The 20873-nt window shown below is 70.6% G+C and carries 14 protein-coding genes; 10 read left to right on the forward strand and 4 right to left on the reverse strand.

The genetic code is table 11. The features are described 5' to 3' along the window. The first annotated feature begins 252 nt into the window (after nucleotides 1-252). Nucleotides 253-2961 carry a beta-L-arabinofuranosidase domain-containing protein gene (locus ABEB06_RS32915; RefSeq protein WP_345700566.1) on the forward strand — a complete coding sequence of 903 codons (2709 nt, stop codon included), beginning with the start codon at nucleotides 253-255 and terminating at the stop codon, nucleotides 2959-2961. A gap of 253 nt (nucleotides 2962-3214) precedes the next feature. Here ABEB06_RS32915 and ABEB06_RS32920 read toward each other — a convergent pair whose 3' ends face one another. Together ABEB06_RS32920 and ABEB06_RS32925 are read right to left on the reverse strand one after the other, a co-directional pair. Continuing rightward, nucleotides 3215-4252, reverse strand: coding sequence for a LacI family DNA-binding transcriptional regulator (locus ABEB06_RS32920; RefSeq protein ID WP_345700567.1), 1038 nt, complete (start codon nucleotides 4250-4252; stop codon nucleotides 3215-3217). Nucleotides 4253-4483: 231 nt separating this feature from the next. Beyond that, entirely contained in the window at nucleotides 4484-6040 is a 1557-nt protein-coding gene (locus ABEB06_RS32925) for a non-reducing end alpha-L-arabinofuranosidase family hydrolase (protein ID WP_345700568.1), read from the reverse strand. 587 nt (nucleotides 6041-6627) lie between these two features. On the opposite strand from ABEB06_RS32925, the gene ABEB06_RS32930 reads away from it, so the two are divergent. The 9 genes from ABEB06_RS32930 (at nucleotide 6628) to tal (ending at nucleotide 17902) form a co-directional block, all read left to right on the forward strand. After that, nucleotides 6628-7611, forward strand: coding sequence for an ABC transporter substrate-binding protein (locus ABEB06_RS32930; protein WP_345700569.1), 984 nt, complete (start codon nucleotides 6628-6630; stop codon nucleotides 7609-7611). An 80-nt stretch (nucleotides 7612-7691) separates the two neighbouring features. After that, entirely contained in the window at nucleotides 7692-9215 is a 1524-nt protein-coding gene (locus tag ABEB06_RS32935; RefSeq protein WP_345700570.1) for a sugar ABC transporter ATP-binding protein, read from the forward strand. Then, nucleotides 9212-10312: an ABC transporter permease gene (locus ABEB06_RS32940; RefSeq protein WP_345700571.1), complete on the forward strand. Its 1101-nt coding sequence runs from the start codon at nucleotides 9212-9214 to the stop codon at nucleotides 10310-10312. The genes ABEB06_RS32935 and ABEB06_RS32940 overlap by 4 nt, the downstream gene beginning before the upstream one ends. Further along, nucleotides 10309-11280, forward strand: coding sequence for a galactofuranose ABC transporter, permease protein YjfF (gene yjfF, locus ABEB06_RS32945; RefSeq protein WP_345700572.1), 972 nt, complete (start codon nucleotides 10309-10311; stop codon nucleotides 11278-11280). The genes ABEB06_RS32940 and yjfF overlap by 4 nt, the downstream gene beginning before the upstream one ends. Nucleotides 11281-11505: 225 nt before the next feature. Next, nucleotides 11506-13245, forward strand: a complete 1740-nt coding sequence (locus ABEB06_RS32950; protein WP_345700573.1) for a ribulokinase — start codon at nucleotides 11506-11508, stop codon at nucleotides 13243-13245. A gap of 7 nt (nucleotides 13246-13252) precedes the next feature. Then, the gene (locus ABEB06_RS32955; protein ID WP_345699672.1) at nucleotides 13253-13924 is read left to right on the forward strand and encodes an L-ribulose-5-phosphate 4-epimerase; all 672 of its coding nucleotides are present in this window, start codon (nucleotides 13253-13255) and stop codon (nucleotides 13922-13924) included. A 14-nt stretch (nucleotides 13925-13938) separates the two neighbouring features. Next, nucleotides 13939-15447 (forward strand): L-arabinose isomerase, encoded by a 1509-nt coding sequence (gene araA / locus ABEB06_RS32960; protein WP_345700574.1) that lies wholly within the window; start codon nucleotides 13939-13941, stop codon nucleotides 15445-15447. A gap of 172 nt (nucleotides 15448-15619) precedes the next feature. Then, nucleotides 15620-16711: an aldose epimerase family protein gene (locus ABEB06_RS32965; RefSeq protein ID WP_345700575.1), complete on the forward strand. Its 1092-nt coding sequence runs from the start codon at nucleotides 15620-15622 to the stop codon at nucleotides 16709-16711. Nucleotides 16712-16768: 57 nt separating this feature from the next. Continuing rightward, on the forward strand, nucleotides 16769-17902 hold the full coding sequence (gene tal / locus ABEB06_RS32970; RefSeq protein ID WP_345700576.1) for a transaldolase: 1134 nt from the start codon (nucleotides 16769-16771) through the stop codon (nucleotides 17900-17902). Nucleotides 17903-18029: 127 nt separating this feature from the next. On the opposite strand, the gene ABEB06_RS32975 is transcribed toward tal, so the two are convergent. Continuing rightward, nucleotides 18030-19010, reverse strand: a complete 981-nt coding sequence (locus ABEB06_RS32975; protein WP_425559727.1) for a glycoside hydrolase family 11 protein — start codon at nucleotides 19008-19010, stop codon at nucleotides 18030-18032. Between the two features lie 411 nt (nucleotides 19011-19421). After that, entirely contained in the window at nucleotides 19422-20849 is a 1428-nt protein-coding gene (locus tag ABEB06_RS32980) for a GH1 family beta-glucosidase (RefSeq protein WP_345700577.1), read from the reverse strand. Nucleotides 20850-20873 lie beyond the last annotated feature (24 nt).

The following is a 20873-nucleotide window of genomic DNA, read 5'->3' on the forward strand; positions in this document are numbered from 1 at the left end:
GGGGGATCGAAATGTTTCGAGGCCGCGCCGTTCTGCCGCACCTCTGGACGGGGTCCGGACGGCGGGGGTATAAACGTGGCACTCGTCGAAGGTCGGACCTGGCGCTCTCCGCGGTCCGCGGTCCTTCGGCGCCATCTCCACGTGCGCCTCCGCCGACCGGCGCGCTTTCGTCCGACGTCAGTTGTTAGCGTTAACACTCCGCGCCGTGCTGTGCATCGGTCTCCTCCCCACCCGGAAGGACCAGTCCCCGCGATGTCGCCCGTTCCCCTGAACCGCCGCAGCCTGCTCAAGGCGACCGGCGTGCTGACCCTCGCCCCCGCCATCGGTCTCGGCCTCGCCCCGGCGGCCGCGGAGGCAGCCGAAGCCGCCGGCTCCTCGACGCAGCCCTTCGACCTCGGCCAGGTCCGGCTCACGGCCGGCCGCTTGCGCGACAACCAGGACCGGACCCTGGCGTACCTGCGCTTCGTCGACGTCGACCGCCTGCTGTACAACTTCCGTGCGAACCACCGGCTGTCCACCAACGCCGCTGCCGCGACCGGAGGCTGGGACGCGCCGTCGTTCCCGTTCCGCACCCACGTGCAGGGGCACTTCCTCAGCGCGTGGGCCCAGGCGTACGCGGGCGCCGGCGACACCGTCTGCCGGGACAAGGCCGCCCACATGGTGGCCGAGCTGGCCAAGTGCCAGGCCAACAACGCCGCAGCGGGATTCTCCGCCGGCTACCTGTCGGGCTTCCCCGAGAACGACTTCGCCCAGCTCGAGTCCGGCTCGCTCAAGAACGGCAACGTCCCCTACTACTGCGTCCACAAGACCATGGCCGGTCTGCTCGACGTGTGGCGCCTGCTGGGCAGCAGCCAGGCCCGGGACGTCCTGCTGGGCCTCGCCGGCTGGGTCGACCTGCGCACCGGCCGGCTCACCCGGAGCCAGATGCAGGCGCTGATGGGCACCGAGTTCGGCGGCATGAACGAGGTCCTGGCCGACCTCCACCTGCAGACCGGGGACGCGCGCTGGCTGACGGTCGCCCAACGCTTCGACCACGCGGCCGTCTTCGACCCGCTGGCCGCCGGACAGGACCAGCTCAACGGCCTGCACGCGAACACCCAGGTGCCGAAGTGGATCGGAGCCGTCCGCGAATACCGCGCCACCGGGACGGCGCGCTACCGCGACATCGCCTCCCAGGCCTGGAACATTTGCACCACCGCGCACAGCTACGCCATCGGCGGCAACAGCCAGGCCGAGCACTTCCGCGCACCCGACGCGATCGCCACCCAGCTGACCAACGACACCTGCGAACTCTGCAACTCGTACAACATGCTCAAACTCACGCGCGAACTCTGGCAGTTGGACCCGGGCCGAGCCGGCTACTTCGACTTCTACGAGCGCACCCTGCTCAACCACGTCGTCGGTGCGCAGAACCCCGCCGACCCGCACGGGCACGTCACCTACTTCACCCCGCTCAGGCCCGGCGGCCGCCGCGGGGTCGGCCCGGCCTGGGGCGGCGGCACCTGGAGCACCGACTACGACTCCTTCTGGTGCTGCCAGGGCACCGGCATGGAGTCCAACACCAAACTGGCGGACTCCGTCTACTTCCACGACGGCACCACGCTGATCGTGAACCTGTTCGCGCCCACGGTCCTCACCTGGGCGGAGCGCGGCCTCACGGTCACCCAGACCACCGCCTACCCCGCGGAGGACACCACCACGCTCACGATCGGCGGCAGCGCGGGCGACACCTGGTCGATGCGCATCCGGATCCCGGCCTGGACGTCCGGCGCCACCGTGAGCGTCAACGGCACGGTGCAGAACGTCGCCACCGCGCCCGGCAGCTACGCCACCGTCACCCGTGCCTGGGCCTCCGGCGACACGGTGACCGTCAAGCTGCCCATGCGGGTCACGCTCCGGGCCGCCAACGACAACCCGGACGTCGCCGCGGTGACCTACGGCCCGGTCGTGCTGTGCGGCAACTACGGCAGCACCGCGCTGTCCGCGCTCCCGGTCCTCGACCCGGCGTCGGTCACCCGCACCGGCACCACGGGCCTCGCCTTCACCGCGACCGCCAACGGAGCCCCCGTCGGCCTGAGTCCCTTCCACGACGCGCAGGGCTTCAACTACTCCGTCTACTGGAACACCAGGAGCAGCGGGTTCCGCCTGCTCAACGCGGGCAGCGGGCTCGTGCTCGGCGTGCAGAACATGTCCACCGCGGACGGCGGGCCCGCCCTCCAGTGGGGCGACAGCGGCACCGCCGACCACGACTGGGCCCCGGTCGTCGACGGCGACGCGCTGCGCCTGCGCAACGCCAACAGCGGCAAGGTCCTGGGCGTGCAGAACATGTCCACCGCCGACAACGCCTCCGTGCTCCAGTGGTCGGACAACGGCACCGCCGACCACCGGTGGACGGTCGTCGGGACGGCCGACGGCTCGCACGGCCTGCGCAACGCCAACAGCGGCAAGCTGCTCGGCATCGCCGGCGCCTCCACCGCCCAGGGCGCGTTCGCCGTCCAGGTCCCGGACACCGGCTCGGCCACCAGCCGGTGGTGGTTCGTCCCGACCGGCACCCGGCGCATCCAGAACGTGGGCAGCGGGCTGCTGCTCGGCGTGCAGACCATGTCGACCGCCGACGGCGCCCAGGTGATCCAGTGGGGCGACAACGGCACCGCCGACCACCTGTGGACGGCCGTGGTCGATTCCGGAGGCCACCTGCGGTTCAAGAACTCCCACAGCGGCAAGGTCCTCGCCGTGGAGGGCGGCGGCACGGCCAACGGCGCCAGGATCGTCCAGTGGACGGACGACGGGGCCGGGGACCACCGCTGGCGGCTGCGCCACGGCGGCGGCGACACCTTCCGCATCCAGTCCGCCACGAGCGGTCGCGTCCTCGGCGTCTCCGGTGCGTCCGCCTCCCAGGGCGCCCAGATCGTCCTGTGGGACGACAACGGCACGTCGGACCACCTCTGGCGCTTCCTCTGATCTGATGCCCGCGCACCCGGGGCGCGGGCGGTGGGTGCGGGCGGCAGGATGCCGATGGTCGGGGCATCGTGCCGCCCGCTGCCGCGCGGGCAGCCGGTGCCGGGCCGCATTCCGGCGCTGCCGCCGTCGTCGGGGTGTTCGGCCTCCTCGGCACCGCCCACTCGATCGGCATCCGCCCGGCCGGGTCCGCGACGGCGCCGGCCGCACCGCGGCTGGACCCGTCGCCGTGCGGTGCCCCCTGGTCGCAGCCGTGTCACCGATCGGGGCGAAGCGCCGGGCCGGTGCTGCGGCGCAGGACCATCTCCGGCGCGATCCGGACGCGGGTGCCGGGGTGGGGGCTGCCGGAGAGTTCGGCGACGAGGAGTTCGAGGGCGCGGCGGCCGAGTTCGCCGAAGTCCTGGCGGACGGTGGTCAGCGGCGGGGTGAAGTAGGCGGCCTCGGGGATGTCGTCGAAGCCGACGACGCTGATGTCGCCCGGCACCGCGCGGCCGGCCTCGTGCAGGGCCCGGAGCAGGCCGAGGGCCATGTGGTCGTTGGCGCAGAACACCGCGGTGACCTCGGGCAGACGCGCGATCCGCTGCCCCGCCTCGTATCCGGAGCGGGCGCTCCAGTCGCCGGTCTCCACGACCGGTGTGCGGGCGCCGACGGATTCCAGCGCGCGCTGCCAGCCCTGCTGACGGTCCTGGCTCTCCAACCAGCCGGAGGGGCCGGCCAGATGGTGGACGGTGAGGTGGCCGAGGTCGAGCAGTTGCCGGGTGGCGGCCTCCGCGCCGGCGCGGTTGTCGACCGAGACCATCGGAATGCTCGAGCGGGTGCCGGAGCCGACGGCGACGATCGGCACCGAGCTGGACAGCTTGGTGACGGCGCTGACCGCTGACGTCTGCGGGGCGATCACCGCGACGCCTTCGACGCCCTGGTCGCGCAACCGGTCGACGGCCTCCTGGAGGGAGCGGCTGTCCAGTGAGCGCAGGCTGGCGACGCTGACGAAGTACCCGGCGCTGCGGGCCGCCCGCTCTATGCCGTCCAGCATCGACGCCGGCCCGTAGAGCGTGGAGCCGAAGCTGACCACGCCGAGTGTCTGGGAGCGGCGGGTGGCCAGCGCACGTGCGGCCGAGTTGGGGCGGTAGTCGAGCTCGCGGATGGCCGCGAGGACCCGCTTCCTGGTCCCGGGCCGGACGTGCGGGGCACCGTTGAGCACCCGCGACACCGTCTGGTGCGACACCCCGGCCAGCTTCGCGACGTCCGCCATCACCGGCTGCCGCGCGTCCGGGCCTGCCGTTTCGGTCCCCAACCTGTCACTCCCTCAGCGATTGCGGACGTGTACCGGGCGGCTGTTCCGCCTCGCGGGGTGCGGGGGAAGCAGTGGAGTCGCGCGCATCGGTACCTCGGAAGAGTACCCGCCTGTGGTGTTCGCCCATGCTCGCGACGACGGGGCCGGGGCGGGTGGCCGACCTGGGCGGTGCTGCGGGCCGGGTGGCCCGGTCGCGTTCCGCGACCGGGCCACCCGGAATGTCCGGCGGGTTCAGCAAGTGCTGTTGCTCTGGGTCAGCAGGCCCATCCGGTAAGGGAGTTCGATGTACGGAGTCTGCCAGGGGGTGGCGGGGTCGAGGCCCTGGTAGACGTACTGGAGCTTGCACGGGCTGATGGTGAGGCTCTGGTCGTTGCTCGCCCGGACCATCTCGCCGTGGCTGAAGTCCTGGGTCCAGGCGGTGCCGTTGAAGGTGACGTTGTTGCGTCCGGCGAAGGGCTCGTTCTCCGTGGCGGCCAGCGGGGTCCAGGTCCCGGTGAGGCTGCTGGAGGTCCAGGACCGGAAGTAGCGGCGGCCGGTCGAGCCGATGGCCTCGACGATCATCAGGTACTGGTCCTTGCCCTGGACCTTGTAGACGTTGGACGCCTCGAAGAGGTTGTTCTTGGTGTCCGACATGATGAGCTGGGTGTTGCCGAAGCCGTTCGGGAAGTTGGCCAGGGTGGTCTGCGCCCGGTACATGTGGCCGTTGTCGTCGGCGAAGAACAGGTGGCAGTTGGCGGTGTCGCAGATCGTCCAGAAGTCGATCCAGGTGCCGTCGCCCTTGTTCTGCGTGACGACGGCCGGCTCGTTCGCGATGAAGGGCTTCGGCGCGGTCCACAGGGCCGGGTTGCTGGGGTCGGTGCTGGTCGAGTAGGACGGCGGGCCGGTCTGGTAGACCATGTACCAGAGGTTCTGCGGCGCGAAGTAGAAGACCTGGGGGGCGGCGCGGTAGCCGGTTCCGATCCCGGAAGCGTCCAGGTAGGTCGGGGTCGCGGAGGCGGCCTGGGACCAGTCGGAGAAGGTGAACTGCTCGAGGTTCCAGCCGGCGGTCTTGCTGGCGGTGGTCGCGTACACGATCCACTTGTTGTTGTGCCGGATGACGGAGAAGTCCTTGATGGCCGCGATGTCGTTGTGGGCGGTGTCGGGCTTCGGGCCGGCCAGCACTCCGCTGGAGGTCCAGCGGAAGGTGGACGGCAGCGAGCCGGTGCCGCCCGAGCCGGCGTCGGCGACCGGGACGAGCTGCCACTGCTGGTTGCTGCCGCCCCAGTCGGCGTACTGGACGACCTTGCCGCCGTCCGCGGCGGAGGCGCCCTGGACCTCGACGGCCTTGCCGCTGTGCCGGTTGAGGAGGCGGACGTAGCCGCCGGCCGAGTCGGCGAGGCTGAACTGCTGGTTGGTGCCGTTCAGGTCGCTCCACTGGACGATGGCGGCGCCGTCGCTGGTGGAGAGGTTGTAGTCGTCCAGGACCTTGCCGGAGTTGCGGTTCTGCAACCGGTAGTAGCCGTTGCCCGAGTCCAGGAAGCGCCACTGCTGCGCCTGGTTGTCGGAACGGGCCCACTGGACGACGGGCGAACCGTCGGCGGTGGCGAAGTTGTAGTCGTCCAACGCCTTGCCGCTGTTGCGATTGACCAGCACGTACCACTTGGCCGTGTCGACCGAGGCCGCCGAGGCGCTGCCGGTGTCGACCGCGACCAGGAAGCCGGCCAGGAAGACCACCGACAGAACTGCTGCCAGCTGCGACCGCCAGCCTCGCCGATGCGAGGCCCTGTGGACCTCACCGCGAGTCTTCATGTGCACCCTCCTGTGGGGGGGTTCGGGGCAGGGCCCGACCGCCGGTGTACGGGATCCGGAGCGGATCGGGGTACGAGGCGCCCGTTCGACGGGGGCGGGGCAGGCCCTGGGGTGGGGGAGACGGACGGATCCTGTTAGCGCTCACAACAAAGCCTCGGAGCCGACCCGTGGCACGGAGAAAAGCACCGGGGGAGCCGGGGTGTCAAGGCGTTCCGGGTAAACCTGATCACGATGCGCGGACGGCCCGGTGGCCGAGTCGCCGGGGTCGGGGCGGGCGGTGGCCGCGCAGGTGCGACCCGCGGACCCGGTCCGCGGCTCCGGCCGGCCAAGTGGCCTGCGGCCTTTGCCCCTTGTGCCTGCCGTAGAGGGTCAAGATTGGATAACGGCGCGACGCGGGGGTTGTCCGCACTGATTGTGAGCGCTAACAATCTCCATCAAGCGAAACGGCGTCGCCACACCGCGTTCACACGGACGAGATGGTGCGCCCCCACCGGTCGCGCCCCGCCCCTGGTCGTCTCGCCCATTCCCGTGAACGCCGGCCGGCCGTGCCGTCCGTGCGATCGACGATCCCGAGAGGAAGTCCCACCATGTCCAAGAGAGCTGCGGCGGCCCTGGTCGCCGGTGCGATGGTCACCGTTCTCGCTGCGTGTGGTTCCGGCGGTGGCGGGAACTCGGCCGACAAGGGCTCCGGCCACAAGCTCGTCGTGGGCTTCTCGCAGGTCGGCGCCGAGAGCGGCTGGCGCACCGCGAACACCAAGTCGGTGCAGGAGTCCGCGAAGAAGGCGGGCATCGAGCTGAAGTTCTCCGACGCGCAGCAGAAGCAGGAGAACCAGATCAAGGCGATCCGCTCGTTCATCCAGCAGAAGGTGGACGTGATCGCCTTCTCGCCGGTGGTGGAGTCGGGTTGGGACACCGTGCTGAAGGAGGCGAAGGACGCCAAGATCCCGGTGATCCTGACCGACCGGGCGGTGGACTCCAAGGACGAGTCGCTCTACGTGTCCTTCCTGGGCTCGGACTTCGTCGAGGAGGGCAAGAAGGCGGGCGACTGGCTGGTGAAGGAGTACCAGGGCAAGTCCGGCGACGTGAACATCGTCGAGCTGCAGGGCACCACCGGTTCGGCGCCGGCCAACGACCGCAAGGCCGGGTTCGGCGACGTGATCAAGGCGGACGCGAAGTTCAAGGTGGTCGCCTCGCAGACCGGTGACTTCACCCGCGCCAAGGGCAAGGAGGTCATGCAGGCCTTCCTGAAGGCGCAGCCGAAGATCGACGTGCTGTACGCGCACAACGACGACATGGCGCTGGGTGCGATCCAGGCGATCGAGGAGGCCGGCAAGAAGCCCGGTACCGACATCAAGATCGTGTCGGTGGACGGCGTGAAGGACGCGTTCACGGCGATGAGCCAGGGCAAGATCAACTATGACGTGGAGTGCAACCCGCTCCTGGGCGACCAGTTGATGGACCTGGTGAAGAAGGTCAAGGCCGGCGAGCAGGTGCCGCGCCGGATCAAGACCGAGGAGGGCACGTTCACGCCCGAGCAGGCCACGGCCGCGCTGCCGTCCCGCCAGTACTGACCGGGCCCGCCCGTCCGGGGAGCGGTCGGCGGACCGCTCCCCGGACGGGCCCGGGTTCGCACGAGGAGAGGAGAACCGGGGTGCATCGGCAACCGGTCCTGGAAGTGCGGGGGATCCGCAAGGAGTTCCCCGGGGTGGTGGCGCTGGACGGAGTCGATTTCCGGCTCTTCCCCGGCGAGGTGCACGCCCTGATGGGGGAGAACGGCGCCGGCAAGTCCACGCTGATCAAGGTGCTGACCGGCGTCCACCCGGCGGACGGTGGCGAGGTGCTGCTGGCCGGGCGGCGGGTGCGGATCGCCGGTCCGCTGCAGGCCCAGCAGGCGGGCATCAGCACCGTCTACCAGGAGGTGAACCTCTGCCCGAACCTGTCGGTCGCGGAGAACATCTTCATCGGCCGCGAGCCGCGCCGCCTCGGAATGATCGACTGGGCCGAAATGCGGCGCCGGGCAGCCGAGTTGGTCCGCACGCTGGAGCTGGACATCGACGTCAGTGCGCCGCTGGACAGCCACTCCATCGCCGTCCAGCAGCTGGTCGCCATCGTCCGCGCGGTGGCCGTCTCGGCGAAGGTGCTGATCCTGGACGAGCCGACGTCCAGCCTGGACCGCGACGAGGTCCTCCAACTCTTCACCGTGATGCGGAGGTTGCGCGACCAGGGGGTCGCCATCCTGTTCGTGTCGCACTTCCTCGACCAGATCTACGAGATCTGCGACAGGATGACCGTGCTGCGGGGCGGACGGCACGAGGGCGAGTACCTGACCAGCGAGTTGAACCAGGTCGAGCTGGTCTCCCGGATGATCGGCGCGGAACTCGCCGGGCTCGACCAACTCGCCGGCGGCAAGCGCCGCGAGCGTGCCGTGCCGACCACCGACCGGGCCTTCGTGCAGGCCGAGGGCCTGGCCAGGCGCGGTGCCGTCGAACCGTACGATCTCGTCGTCCGGCCCGGCGAGGTGGTGGGCCTGGCGGGCCTGCTGGGGTCCGGCCGGACCGAGGCGGCCCGGCTGCTGTTCGGCGCCGACCACAAGGACCGGGGCACCGTGCGGATCAACGGCACCGAGACCGAGCTGCGCAGCCCGCGCGACGCGATCGCGCACGGCATCGCCTTCTGCTCGGAGAACCGCAAGACCGAGGGCCTGGTCGGCGAGTTGACCGTCCGGGAGAACATCGTGCTGGCCCTCCAGGCGGCCCGCGGCTGGGCCCGGCCGCTGTCGCGCACCGCGCAGGACGAGCTGGCACTGCGCTGGATCCGCGCCCTGGACATCCGCCCGGGCAATCCGGAGGCACTGGTCCGCAACCTCAGCGGCGGCAACCAGCAGAAGGTCCTGCTGGCCCGCTGGCTGATCACCGACCCCAAGCTGTTGATCCTCGACGAGCCCACCCGCGGCATCGACATCGGCGCCAAGGCCGAGATCCAGAAGCTGGTCGCGGACCTCGCCGAGAAGGGCATGGCCGTGCTGTTCATCTCCGCCGAACTGGACGAGGTGCTGCGGCTGAGCCACCGGGTCGGGGTGCTGCGCGACCGCCGGATGGTCGCCCAGTTGCGCAACGACGGCGCTCTCACCCCGGAGCGCGTCATGGCCACCATCGCGAGCGGAGCGGAACAGTGAGCACCACGACCACTCGAGGGGTCGGGGCAGTGGTCCGGCACCGGCTGTTCTGGCCGGCCGCGGTGCTGGCCGTCCTGCTGCTGGCCAACCTCGCCTTCACGCCGGACTTCTTCGCCGTCCACCTCAAGGACGGCCACCTCTACGGCTCGCTGATCGACATCCTGCACTTCGGCGCGCCGCTCATCCTGGTGTCGCTCGGCATGACCCTGGTGATCGCCACCGGCGGCATCGACCTGTCGGTCGGCTCCACCGTCGCGATCGCCGGTGCGCTGGCGTGCCTGCACATCAGTGAGTCCTCGGATCCCGGCAGCCTCGGCACGGTCCTCGCCGCCGTCGGCATCGCGCTGGGAACGGCGCTCGTGCTGGGTCTGGCCAACGGCGTCCTGGTGGCGAAGGTCGGGGTGCAGCCGATCATCGCGACCCTGATCCTGATGGTCGCCGGCCGCGGGGTCGCCCAACTCGTCACCGACGGGCAGATCATCACCGTCACCAGCGAGCCGTACAAGCTGATCGGCGGCGGCTACTGGCTGGCCATGCCGTTCGCGATCCTGCTCAGCGGCCTGGTCGCGGTGCTCACCGCGCTGCTGACCCGTTCCACCGCGCTCGGCCTGCTGCTGGAGTCGGTCGGCGGCAACCCGGTGGCCAGCCGGCTGGTCGGTATCCGGGCGATGCGCCTGATCGGGCTGGTGTACGTGTTCAGCGCGCTGTGCGCGGCCCTCGCCGGACTGATGGTGTCCTCCAACGTCTCGGCGGCCGACGGCAACAACGCCGGCCTGTGGATCGAGCTGGACGCCATCCTCGCGGTGGTGGTCGGCGGGACCTCGCTGACCGGCGGCCGGTTCTCGATCGGCGGCACCGTGCTTGGTGCGCTGATCATCCAGACGCTCTCCACCACCGTCTACACCGTCGGCATCCCGCCGGAGACCACCCTGGTCTTCAAGGCCTTCGTGGTGATCACGGTCTGCCTGATCCAGTCGCCCAACTTCCGCGCCAAGCTGGCCCGCCGCCGCGGCGGCGCGGGACGGGGCGCCGCCCCCCGGCAGCGGTCCACGGCCGGCGCGACCACCGCCACGACCAACCGGGAGGTCGGCGCATGAACGCCAACACCCTGCTGACCAGGATGCGCGGACAGGTCCCGCTGCTGGTCACCTCCGTCCTGCTGGTGTCGATGTTCACCGTCGGCTCGGTCCAGTACGACGGCTTCTTCTCCGGGCAGGTCCTGCTCAACCTCCTGATCGACAACGCCTTCCTGCTCGTCGTCGCGGTCGGCATGACCTTCGTGGTGCTGACCGGAGGCATCGACCTGTCCGTCGGCGCCGTCGTCGCCCTGTCCACCATGGTCTCCGCCTGGCTGGTCGAACGGCACGGCTGGCCGCCGCTGCTGGTCATCCCCCTGGTCCTGCTGATGGGCACGGCGGGCGGATGGGTGATGGGGTGGGTGATCCACACCTTCGAGATCCAGCCGTTCATCGTCACGCTGGCGGGCATGTTCCTGGCCCGCGGCCTCTGCTACACCATCAGCATCGAGTCGATCTCGATCACCGACCCGTCGTACACGGCGATGGCGCAGACCCGGATCCCGCTCGGCGACCTGTTCGTCTCGCCGAGCGTGGTGATCGCCCTGCTGGTGATCGCGGCCGGATTCGTGGTGCTCCACCACACCCGGCTCGGACGGAACGTGTACGCGATCGGCGGCAGCGAGCAGTCCGCCCTGCTGATGGGACTGCCCGTCGGGCGGACCAAGACCACCGTGTACGCGATCAGCGGCTTCTGCTCGGCGCTCGGCGGCGTCCTGCTGACCTTCTACATGCTCTCCGGGTACGGGCTGCACGCGGTCGGACTCGAACTCGACGCGATCGCCGCGGTGGTGATCGGCGGCACCCTGCTCACCGGCGGCTCCGGCTACCTGCTCGGCACCGTCCTCGGCGTCCTGGTCCTGGGCCTCATCCAGACCGTCATCAGTTTCCAGGGCACCCTCAGCTCGTGGTGGACCCGGATCGTGATCGGCTGCCTGCTGTTCGTCTTCATCGTCCTGCAGCGCGTCATCACCACCCGGCGCAGGTAACGACCGACCAGGTGCCACCGGCGCTCCTCCGCGTGCGCCCGACAGGCCATGTGCCAGTGCCGACAATCCTGTTGCGACTCCGCCGGGCCAACCGTCTCCGCTTCGTCGGACGGCCCGAGCGGTCCCTGTTCCGTCCCTCTTGAGGGTGAGGTCGGCGGAACATTTGCCGGCCGCCGGCCCCGCAGTGCTGCGGGACCGCCGGCGGCCGGCGCCCATTCAGCTGCCATGCAGCTTCCGTTTCGATGCACCGAGGAAGAGACAGTGACCGTGACCTTCTCCCGAGACCAGGCGAGTGGACCGGAGAGCTATGTGGTCGGTATCGACTTCGGGACTCTGTCGGGCCGTGCGGTGGTGGTGCGGGTCCGTGACGGCGAGGAGTTGGGTACCGCCGTGCATCCGTATGCCCATGCGGTGATCGAGGAGCGGTTGCCCGGTTCGGGTTTGCGGCTGCCTCCGGATTGGGCGTTGCAGCATTTCGAGGATTGGCGTGAGGTGTTGCGCGAGGCCGTTCCGGCGGCGGTGGCGGCGGCGGGTGTCGATCCTTCTGCGGTGGTCGGTATCGCGACGGATTTCACGGCGTGCACGGTGTTGCCGGTGCTGGCGGACGGCACGCCGCTTGCCGAGCTTGCGCAGTGGGCGGGTCGTCCGCATGCCTGGCCGAAGTTGTGGAAGCACCATGCGGCGCAGGGGCAGGCGGACCGGATCAATGCGCTGGCCCGTGCGCGGGGTGAGAAGTGGATCCACCGTTACGGCGGGAGGATCTCCGCGGAGTGGCAGTACGCCAAGGCGTTGCAGGTGCTGGAGGAGGACCCGGCGGTCTATGCGGCGTGCGAGCGGTGGATCGAGGCGGCGGACTGGATCGTGTGGCAGCTCACCGGTGCCGAGTCCCGCAATGCCTGCACGGCCGGGTACAAGGGGATCCATCAGGACGGCTCCTATCCGAGTGAGGAGTACCTGGCGGCCCTGCACCCGGGTTTCGCGGACTTCGCCCGGACCCGGCTGGAGCACCCGCTCGCGCCGCTGGGCTCGCGGGTCGGGTCGCTGACCGCCCAGGCCGCGGCCTGGACGGGCCTGCCGGAGGGTATCGCGGTGGCCGCCGGGAACGTGGACGCGCACGTGGCGGCGCCGGCCGCGCAGGCGGTGGACAACGGCCGGCTGCTGGCCATCATGGGCACCTCCACCTGCCACGTGGTCAACGGCCCCGCGCCGGCGGAGGTCCCCGGCATCTGCGGTGTGGTCGAGGGCGGCATCGTCGCCGGCGCCTGGGGTTACGAGGCCGGGCAGAGCGCGGTCGGCGACATCTTCGCCTGGTGGCTGCGCCAGGGCGTGCCCGCCGACTACCTGGCCGAGGCGCAGGCGCGCGGCGAGGACCTGCACCAGCTCCTGACCCGCAAGATCGCCGACCAGCCGGTCGGCGGCCACGGCCTGGTCGCCCTGGACTGGATGAACGGCAACCGCTCCACCCTGGTCGACCACCACCTGTCCGGCGTGATCGTGGGCCTGACCCTGGCCACCCGCCCCGAGGAGATCTACCGCGCCCTGCTGGAGGCCACCGCCTACGGCACCCGCGTGATCGTCGAAGCACTCGAGGCCGGCGGCGTGCCGGTCACCGAGTTCGTGGTCACCGGCGGCCTGAAGAAGAACACCCTGCTCATGCAGATCTACGCGGACGTGCTGCGCCGCCCGGTCTCGCTCGCGCTCTCCGAGCAGGGCCCGGCGCTGGGCTCGGCGATCCACGCCGCGGTCGCGGCCGGCGCCCATCGGGACGTGCGGGCCGCCGCCGCGGCGATGGGCCGGGTCGAGCGCGCCGCCTACCGGCCCGACACCGCCCGCGCGGACGCCTACGACGCGCTGTTCGCCGAGTACCGGGCCCTGCACGACCACTTCGGCACCGGCCCCGACAAGCAGCTCCACCGCCTGCGCCGCATCCGCAACGCCGCCCTCACCCACGACAGCGAGGACTGACACACCCATGAGCGACACCATTGAACTGATCCGGCGTCAGGTGAGTGATCTGCATCAGGAGCTGGTCCGTTACGGGCTGGTGGTGTGGACGGCGGGGAACGTGTCCGCGCGGGTGCCGGGTGAGGACCTGATGGTCATCAAGCCCAGCGGGGTGTCCTACGACGAGCTGACCCCGGCGAGCATGATCCTGTGCGATCTGGACGGCAATGTCGTGGAGGGCGAGCATTCGCCGTCCTCGGACACGGCCGCGCACGCCTACGTGTATCGCGCGATGCCCGGGGTGGGGGGTGTGGTGCACACCCATTCCACGTATGCCAGTGCCTGGGCCGCCCGGGGCGAGGCGGTGCCGTGCGTGCTGACCGCGATGGCGGACGAGTTCGGCGCGGAGATCCCCGTCGGCCCGTTCGCGTTGATCGGTGACGACTCGATCGGCCGGGGCATCGTGGACACCCTGACCGGTCACCGCTCGCCGGCGGTGCTGATGAAGAGCCACGGCGTGTTCACCATCGGAGCGGACGCGAAGGCCGCGGTGAAGGCCGCGGTGATGTGCGAGGACGTGGCCCGCACCGTGCACATCTGTCGTCAGCTGGGCGAGCCGGTGCCGATCGCGCAGGCCGACATCGACCACCTCAACCACCGCTACCAGCACGTCTACGGCCAGCAGCCCGCTGCCCGCTAAGGAGCCGAACCCCGATGACCCACGCATTCGCAGGCCGCGAGATCTGGTTCCTCACCGGCAGCCAGGGCCTCTACGGCCAGGACACCCTGCGCCAGGTCGCCGACCAGTCCCGCGCCATCGCCGACCAGCTGGACGCTGATCCGGCCGTGGCGGTGCGGATCGTCTGGAAGCCGGTCCTCACCGACGCCGACGCGATCCGCCGGATCTGCCTGGACGCCAACGCCGACGACACCTGCATCGGCCTGATCGCCTGGATGCACACCTTCTCCCCGGCGAAGATGTGGATCGCCGGCCTGGACGCGCTGCGCAAGCCGCTGCTCCACCTGCACACCCAGGCCAACCGTGAACTGCCCTGGTCCACCATCGACATGGACTTCATGAACCTGAACCAGGCCGCCCACGGCGACCGCGAGTTCGGCTTCGTGCAGGCCCGCCTCGGCGTTTCCCGCAAGACCGTCGCCGGCCACGTCTCCGACCCGACCGTGGCGCGCCGGGTCGGCGCCTGGGCCCGCGCGGCCGCCGGCCGCGCCGAACTCGCCACCCTGCGCCTGGCCCGGTTCGGCGACAACATGCGCGACGTCGCCGTCACCGAGGGCGACAAGGTCGAGGCCCAGCGGCGCTTCGGCGTCTCCGTCAACACCTACGGCGTCAACGACCTGGTCGCCGCCGTGGACGCGGTCGCCGACAGCGCGGTCACCGAGCTGGTCAAGGACTACGACCAGCGCTACCGTCTGGCGCCCGAGCTGCGCCCCGGTGGCGAGCGGCACGCCTCGCTGCGCTACGCGGCCCGGATCGAGGCCGGCCTGCGGGGCTTCCTTCAGGAGGGCGGCTTCGGGGCGTTCACCACCAACTTCGAGGACCTGGGGGGCCTGCGCCAGCTTCCGGGGCTGGCGGTCCAGCGGTTGATGGCCGACGGCTACGGCTTCGGCGGTGAGGGCGACTGGAAGACCTCGGTGCTGCTGCGGACCCTGAAGACGGTCGCCTCCGGCCTGCCCGGTGGCACGTCCTTCATGGAGGACTACACCTACCACCTGGAGCCGGGGCGGGAGGTGATCCTGGGCGCGCACATGCTGGAGGTCTGTCCGTCGATCGCCGCCGCGGTGCCGTCGTGCGAGGTGCACCCGCTGGGGATCGGCGGCCGGGAGGACCCGGTGCGGCTGGTCTTCGACGCCGAGCCGGGCCCCGCGGTGGTGGTCGGTCTGGCCGACATGGGCGAGCGGTTCCGGCTGGTCGCCAACGAGATCGACGTGGTCGACCCCGCGGAGCCGCTGCCCGCCCTGCCGGTCGCCCGCGCGGTCTGGAAGCCCCGCCCGGACCTGCGGACCTCCACCGAGGCGTGGCTGACCGCCGGCGCGCCCCACCACACGGTGCTCTCCCGCGCCGTGGGCACCGAGGAACTGGAGGACCTCGCCGAGATGCTCGCCACCGAGCTGGTGGTGATCGACCAGGACACCAGCATCCGCCGCTTCACCCGCGAACTGCGCTGGAACCAGGCCTACTACCGCCTCGCCCAGGGCTTCTGAGCCGAAGCCGCCCACACGCACCGCCGATCCGCAGTCTGCTGCGCCGCTCTCGTCCGGACGGGATGAGAACCGTATGCCTCCGGATGGCGATCCCTGTCACCCAGGACCGACGGCGCCCGTGTACCCGGGGCGTCGTCGTCCCTTCCCGTGCCGTAGGCCCAACGGAGTTGCCGTGCCGCTCGAATCAGGTGCCAGTCCCGCGCGACTGAGAATCGCCCAGTCCCAGGTCGCGCCGCTCCCCGACGGCCGGTGGATCACCCGCTGGACCTTCGGCGCTCCGGGTGGCGTCATGGCGGAAGTGCTGAGCCTCGGGGCCCGCCTCGAAGCCATCCACGTGCCCGACCGGGACGGTCACCGCACCAACGTCGTCCTCGGAGGCGGGCAGGTCGCGGAACTGCTGGGCGGAGCGGCGTACTTCGGGGCAACGGTCGGCCGGTACGCCAACCGCGTGGCCGGTGGCGAGCTGCCCCTGGGCGGTGCCGTCCACCAGCTCGCCACCCAGGACACCGGGCACACCCTGCACGGGGGACCGGACGGCTTCGCGACCCGGCTGTGGGAAGGCGTGCCCGTCCGGAAGGACGGGCGCGTCGGGGTCCGGCTGCGCCTGCACAGCCCGGACGGCGACCAGGGCTTCCCCGGCGCACTCACCGCCGAGGTCAGCTACCTCCTCGATGCCGACGGCGAGTTGACCATCGAGTACGGGGCCACCAGCGACGCGTCCACCGTGGTCAACCTCACCAACCACGCCTACTTCAACCTCGCGGGCGAAGGCAGCGGTACCGTCCTCGAACACCTGCTGAGGGTCGACGCCTCCGGCTACCTCCCCGTCGACGAGGACCTGATCCCGCTCGGCCCCGTCGAATCCGTCACCGGAACCGCGTTCGACCTCCGGGAAACCCGTCCGATCGGCGAGCGGCTGGCCGCCCGCCACCCGCAGCTCGACCGGGCCGGCGGCGGCTACGACCACAACTGGGTACTGAACGGTACGGGACTGCGGACCGTAGCGGTCCTGACCGACCCTGCCAGCGGACGCCGCCTCGAGTGCCGGACCACCGAGCCAGGCCTGCAGGTATACACCGGGAACCACTTCGACGGCTCGGTCACCGGGCGCTCCGGCCGCCCCTACCTGGCCCACGCGGGCATCGCCCTGGAGACCCAGCACTATCCCGACTCGCCGCACCGGCCCGAATACCCCTCCACCGTCCTGCACCCCGGCGAGGCGTACCGCTCCACCACGGTCTACCGGTTCACCGCCGGCCGCTGACGGAGCGGCACACGCCCGGACGGACGGCTCCCCGCAGGACAGAACGAAAGGACCCCCATGACCGATGCATTGAAGCGCCTCAGCGACGAGGGCGTGGCGATCTGGCTGGACGACCTGAGCCGCGAGCGACTGAACTCCGGCAACCTGGCCGAGCTGGTGCAGGAGAAGCACGTGGTCGGCGTGACCACCAACCCGACCATCTTCCAGAAGGCGATCGGCGGCAACGGCGCCTACGCCGGCCAGCTGGAGGACCTCGCGGTCCGCAAGCTGACCACCGACGAGGCCGTCCGCATGATCACCACCTCGGACGTGCGCGACGCCGCCGACGTGCTGCGCCCGGTCTACGACGCCACAGGCGGCCGCGACGGCCGGGTCTCCATCGAGGTCGACCCGCGCCTGGCCCACAGCACCGCGGCGACGGTGGCCGAGGCCAAGCAGCTGTGGTGGCTGGTCGACCGCCCGAACGTGTTCATCAAGATCCCGGCCACCAAGGCCGGCCTGCCCGCCATCACCGCCGTGCTGGCCAAGGGCATCAGCGTCAACGTCACGCTGATCTTCTCGCTGGAGCGCTACCGCGAGGTGATGGACGCCTACCTGACCGGTCTGGAGCAGGCCAAGGCCACCGGCCTCGACCTCTCCTCGATCGAGTCGGTCGCGTCCTTCTTCGTCTCCCGCGTGGACACCGAGATCGACAAGCGCCTCGACAAGGTCGGCGGCGCCGCCAAGGAGCTCAAGGGCAAGGCCGCCCTGGCCAACGCCCGCCTCGCCTACCAGGCCTACGAAGAGGTGTTCGGCTCCGCCGACGGTCGTCAGGAGCCCTCCGACCGCTGGAAGGCGCTGGAGGCCGCCGGCGCCAAGCCGCAGCGTCCGCTGTGGGCCTCCACCGGCGTCAAGGACCCGAACCTCCCGGACACCCTGTACGTGACCGAGCTGGTCGCCCCCGGCACCGTCAACACCATGCCCGAGGCCACCCTGGACGCCACCGACGACCACGGCGTGGTCACCGGTGACACCGTCCGCCCGAACTACGCGGACGCCAAGGCCGTCCTGGAGGCCGTCGCGGCCGCCGGCGTCGACTACGACGACGTCGTCCAGGTGCTCGAGGACGAGGGCGTGGAGAAGTTCGAGACCTCCTGGAACGAGCTGCTCGACACCGTCACCGCCACCCTCGCCGCCCACGGGAGCAACTGACGCCCACCGAGGAGGCTGCGGGGCACCAGGCAGGGCGTCGTGTTGTCGCTCCCACATCACTTCGCCCTGCCTGGCAGCTGGGAGAACGGCAGTGCAGCGCGCAGGGAGCCGGCCCTCCTCGCCGGGCTCAGCCCACGCTGCAGGAGACCGTGGGCCAGGTGGTGCTGCCGTTCTTCATGATGGTCATGCCCCAGTTGTTGCCCGCGCCGTTGGGGGTGGCGACCAGTGTCTGGGCGTCGGGGTAGGACGAGTTGATGTTCCAGGTCGAGCTGATCTTCTCCGGGGACGGGACCTTGACGGTCACCTTCCAGGTGCTCGCCCCCGTGACCGAGACATTCAGGTTGTAGCGGTCGCTCCACGAGGCGCCGGCGGAGAGCGTTGCGGTGCAGCCTCCACCGCCGCCCGTACCGCCGCCGGTGGAGGAGCCCAGCGTGATGTTGGAGCTGCCGCTGCTCCGGTAGCCCTCGGTCGCCATGATCTCGTAGTTCATGGTGCCGAGGTTCATGCCGTACCGGGCCCACGCGTCGAAGTGGTTCGCGACGGTGATGGTCCCGCCCGTCCGCTTGGCCTGACGGACGCTCCAGTACTGGTTGAACGTCTTGACGCCTTCGATGGACGGTGCGTTGTAGCGCGTCGTCTCGTAGATGTCGTACGTCCCGCCGTCACTGGTCACGGTGCCCTTGTAGGTGCCGGTGGGCTTGTAGGAGCCGTAGTTCTCGACGATGTAGTACTCGACGAGCGGGTTGGTGCTCCAGCCGTAGAGCGACAGGTACGCGTTCCCGTTGGTGCTCCACGTACCCGAGTACGTCACCGGGTTGCGTGAGCCGGTGCTCCAGCCCTTTCCGGCCACGAAGTTGCCGGCGTTGGTCCACGACGTGCTGTAGTTGCCGCCGCCGTTCAGGGACATCGACGCCGCTCCGGTGCCTTCGGTCCAGAACGAGTAGAAGTACCCGCCGTCACTACCGGTCTGGTTCCCGGTGACGGTCGCGGCCTCGGCCGTGCCGGGCAGGACCAGGACGATCGCGAGGGCCGGTGCGAGGGCGCGTGCCTTGCGGGCGTGCCGCCGGAGGCGGCCGGACGTGCGGCTCTTCGTGCGGGGGAGGTTCACGGGAGTGATCCGTCCTGCTGGGGGGTGGGTGGGGAGTGCGGACCTGGCCGCTGCCGGCCGTGGGGGCGGTCGGCAGCGGCGCTGTCGCGCGGCGGTGCAGAGCGTCGGATGGACTGAACGACCAAGCAGGCCAGGCCAGTTGGCGCAAACAGCCCTGTCCGGGCTCTTCGGATTTGTCGACGGCGACAGTGTTGGCCTGAGCCTGACGGGCTGTCAATACTTTCGGTCGATGGTCCGATAGATTCGAACTCTGCCCCGCCCCACCCTGATTCAAATAATCCCTGGTCAGTACGGTGTCGCAGAAGATTCCTGGAGGAGGAAATCGGTCGAATCTTCTGGATGTCGCAGGCGTCGGCAAGGCAACGCGAAACATTCGACCAAGTGTCTTCGAAACTTTCGATAAAGCGGCGGTCAGGCCGGCCCGCCCCGGCGGATCACCTGCGAGTACCAGTGGGCGCTGGACTTCGGGGTGCGGGCCAGCGTGTCGTAGTCCACGTGGACCATGCCGAAGCGCTTGCCGTAGCCGTAGGCCCATTCGAAGTTGTCCATCAGCGACCACAGGTAGTAGCCGCGGACGTCGGCGCCGGCCTCGATGGCGTCGGCGATCGCGCCGAGGTGGCCCTCGATGTAGCGGATCCGCTCCGGGTCGTGGACGCTGCCGTCGGCGGAGACGACGTCCTCGAACGCGGCGCCGTTCTCGGTGACCAGCAGCGGAAGCCCGTGCTTGCGGTACAGCGAGGTCAGCGAGTCGGACAGGCCGGTCGGGTCGATCGGCCACCCCATGGCGGTGACGTCCTCGTTGGCGAGGTGGAAGGCGACGTCCTCGGCGCCCGGCCAGGGGCTGTGCGTGCTGTCGCCGTGGCCGTCGTGCCGGGGGAGGTCCTTGGCGTTGCCGGCGGAGGAGACCACGGTCGGGTTGTAGTAGTTGAGGCCGAGCAGGTCGATCGGCCGGCTGATCTCGGCGAGGTCGCCGTCGTGGACGAGCTCCTCCCACTTGACGAGGTGCGAGGTGTCGGCGATCAGGTCGGCCGGGTACTCGCCCTCGAACATCGGGCCGGTGAAGATCCGGTTGCCGACGGCCTCGATCCGGCGGGCGGCCTCCAGGTCGTCCGGGTGCCCGCTGAGCGGGCGGACGGCGTGCAGGTTGAGCGAGACGGCGATCCGGGAGCCGGCCGGGAGGGCGGAGCGCAGGGCGCCGACGGCGAGGCCGTGGCCGAGGTTGAGGTGGTGGGCGGCCTTGAGGGCGTCGGCGGGGTTGGTGCGGCCGGGGGCGTGCACGCCGGAGCCGTAGCCGAGGAAGGCGCTGCACCAGGGTTCGTTGAGGGTGGTCCAGGTGGAGACCCGGTCGCCGAGGGCCTCGGCGGCGAGGCCGGCGTACTCGGCGAAGCGGAAGGCGGTCTCGCGGTGGGGCCAGCCGCCGGCGGACTCCAGTTCCTGGGGGAGGTCCCAGTGGTAGAGGGTGGCGACGGGGGCGATGCCGTGGGCGAGCAGTTCGTCGCACAGGGCGCGGTAGAAGTCCAGGCCGCGTTCGACGGCGGGGCCGCGGCCGGTGGGCTGGATCCGGGGCCAGGCGAGCGAGAAGCGGTAGGAGGTGAGGCCGAGGTCGGCCATCATCCGGACGTCCTCGCGGAACCGGTGGTAGTGGTCGACGGCGATGTCGCCGGTGTCGCCGCCGACCACCTTGCCGGGGGTGTGGCTGAAGGTGTCCCAGATCGATGCGGTGCGGCCGTCCTCGGCGACGGCGCCCTCGATCTGGTAGGCGGCGGTGGCCGCGCCCCAGGCGAAGTGCGCGGGGAACGGGCGGCGCGGGGACTGGGGGGAGGGGGACGCGGTGGTCATGGGGGAGGCGCTCCAGGAAGGTGT

It is taken from the genome of Kitasatospora terrestris (assembly GCF_039542905.1).
In the GTDB taxonomy this organism is placed as follows: Bacteria; Actinomycetota; Actinomycetes; order Streptomycetales; family Streptomycetaceae; genus Kitasatospora; species Kitasatospora terrestris.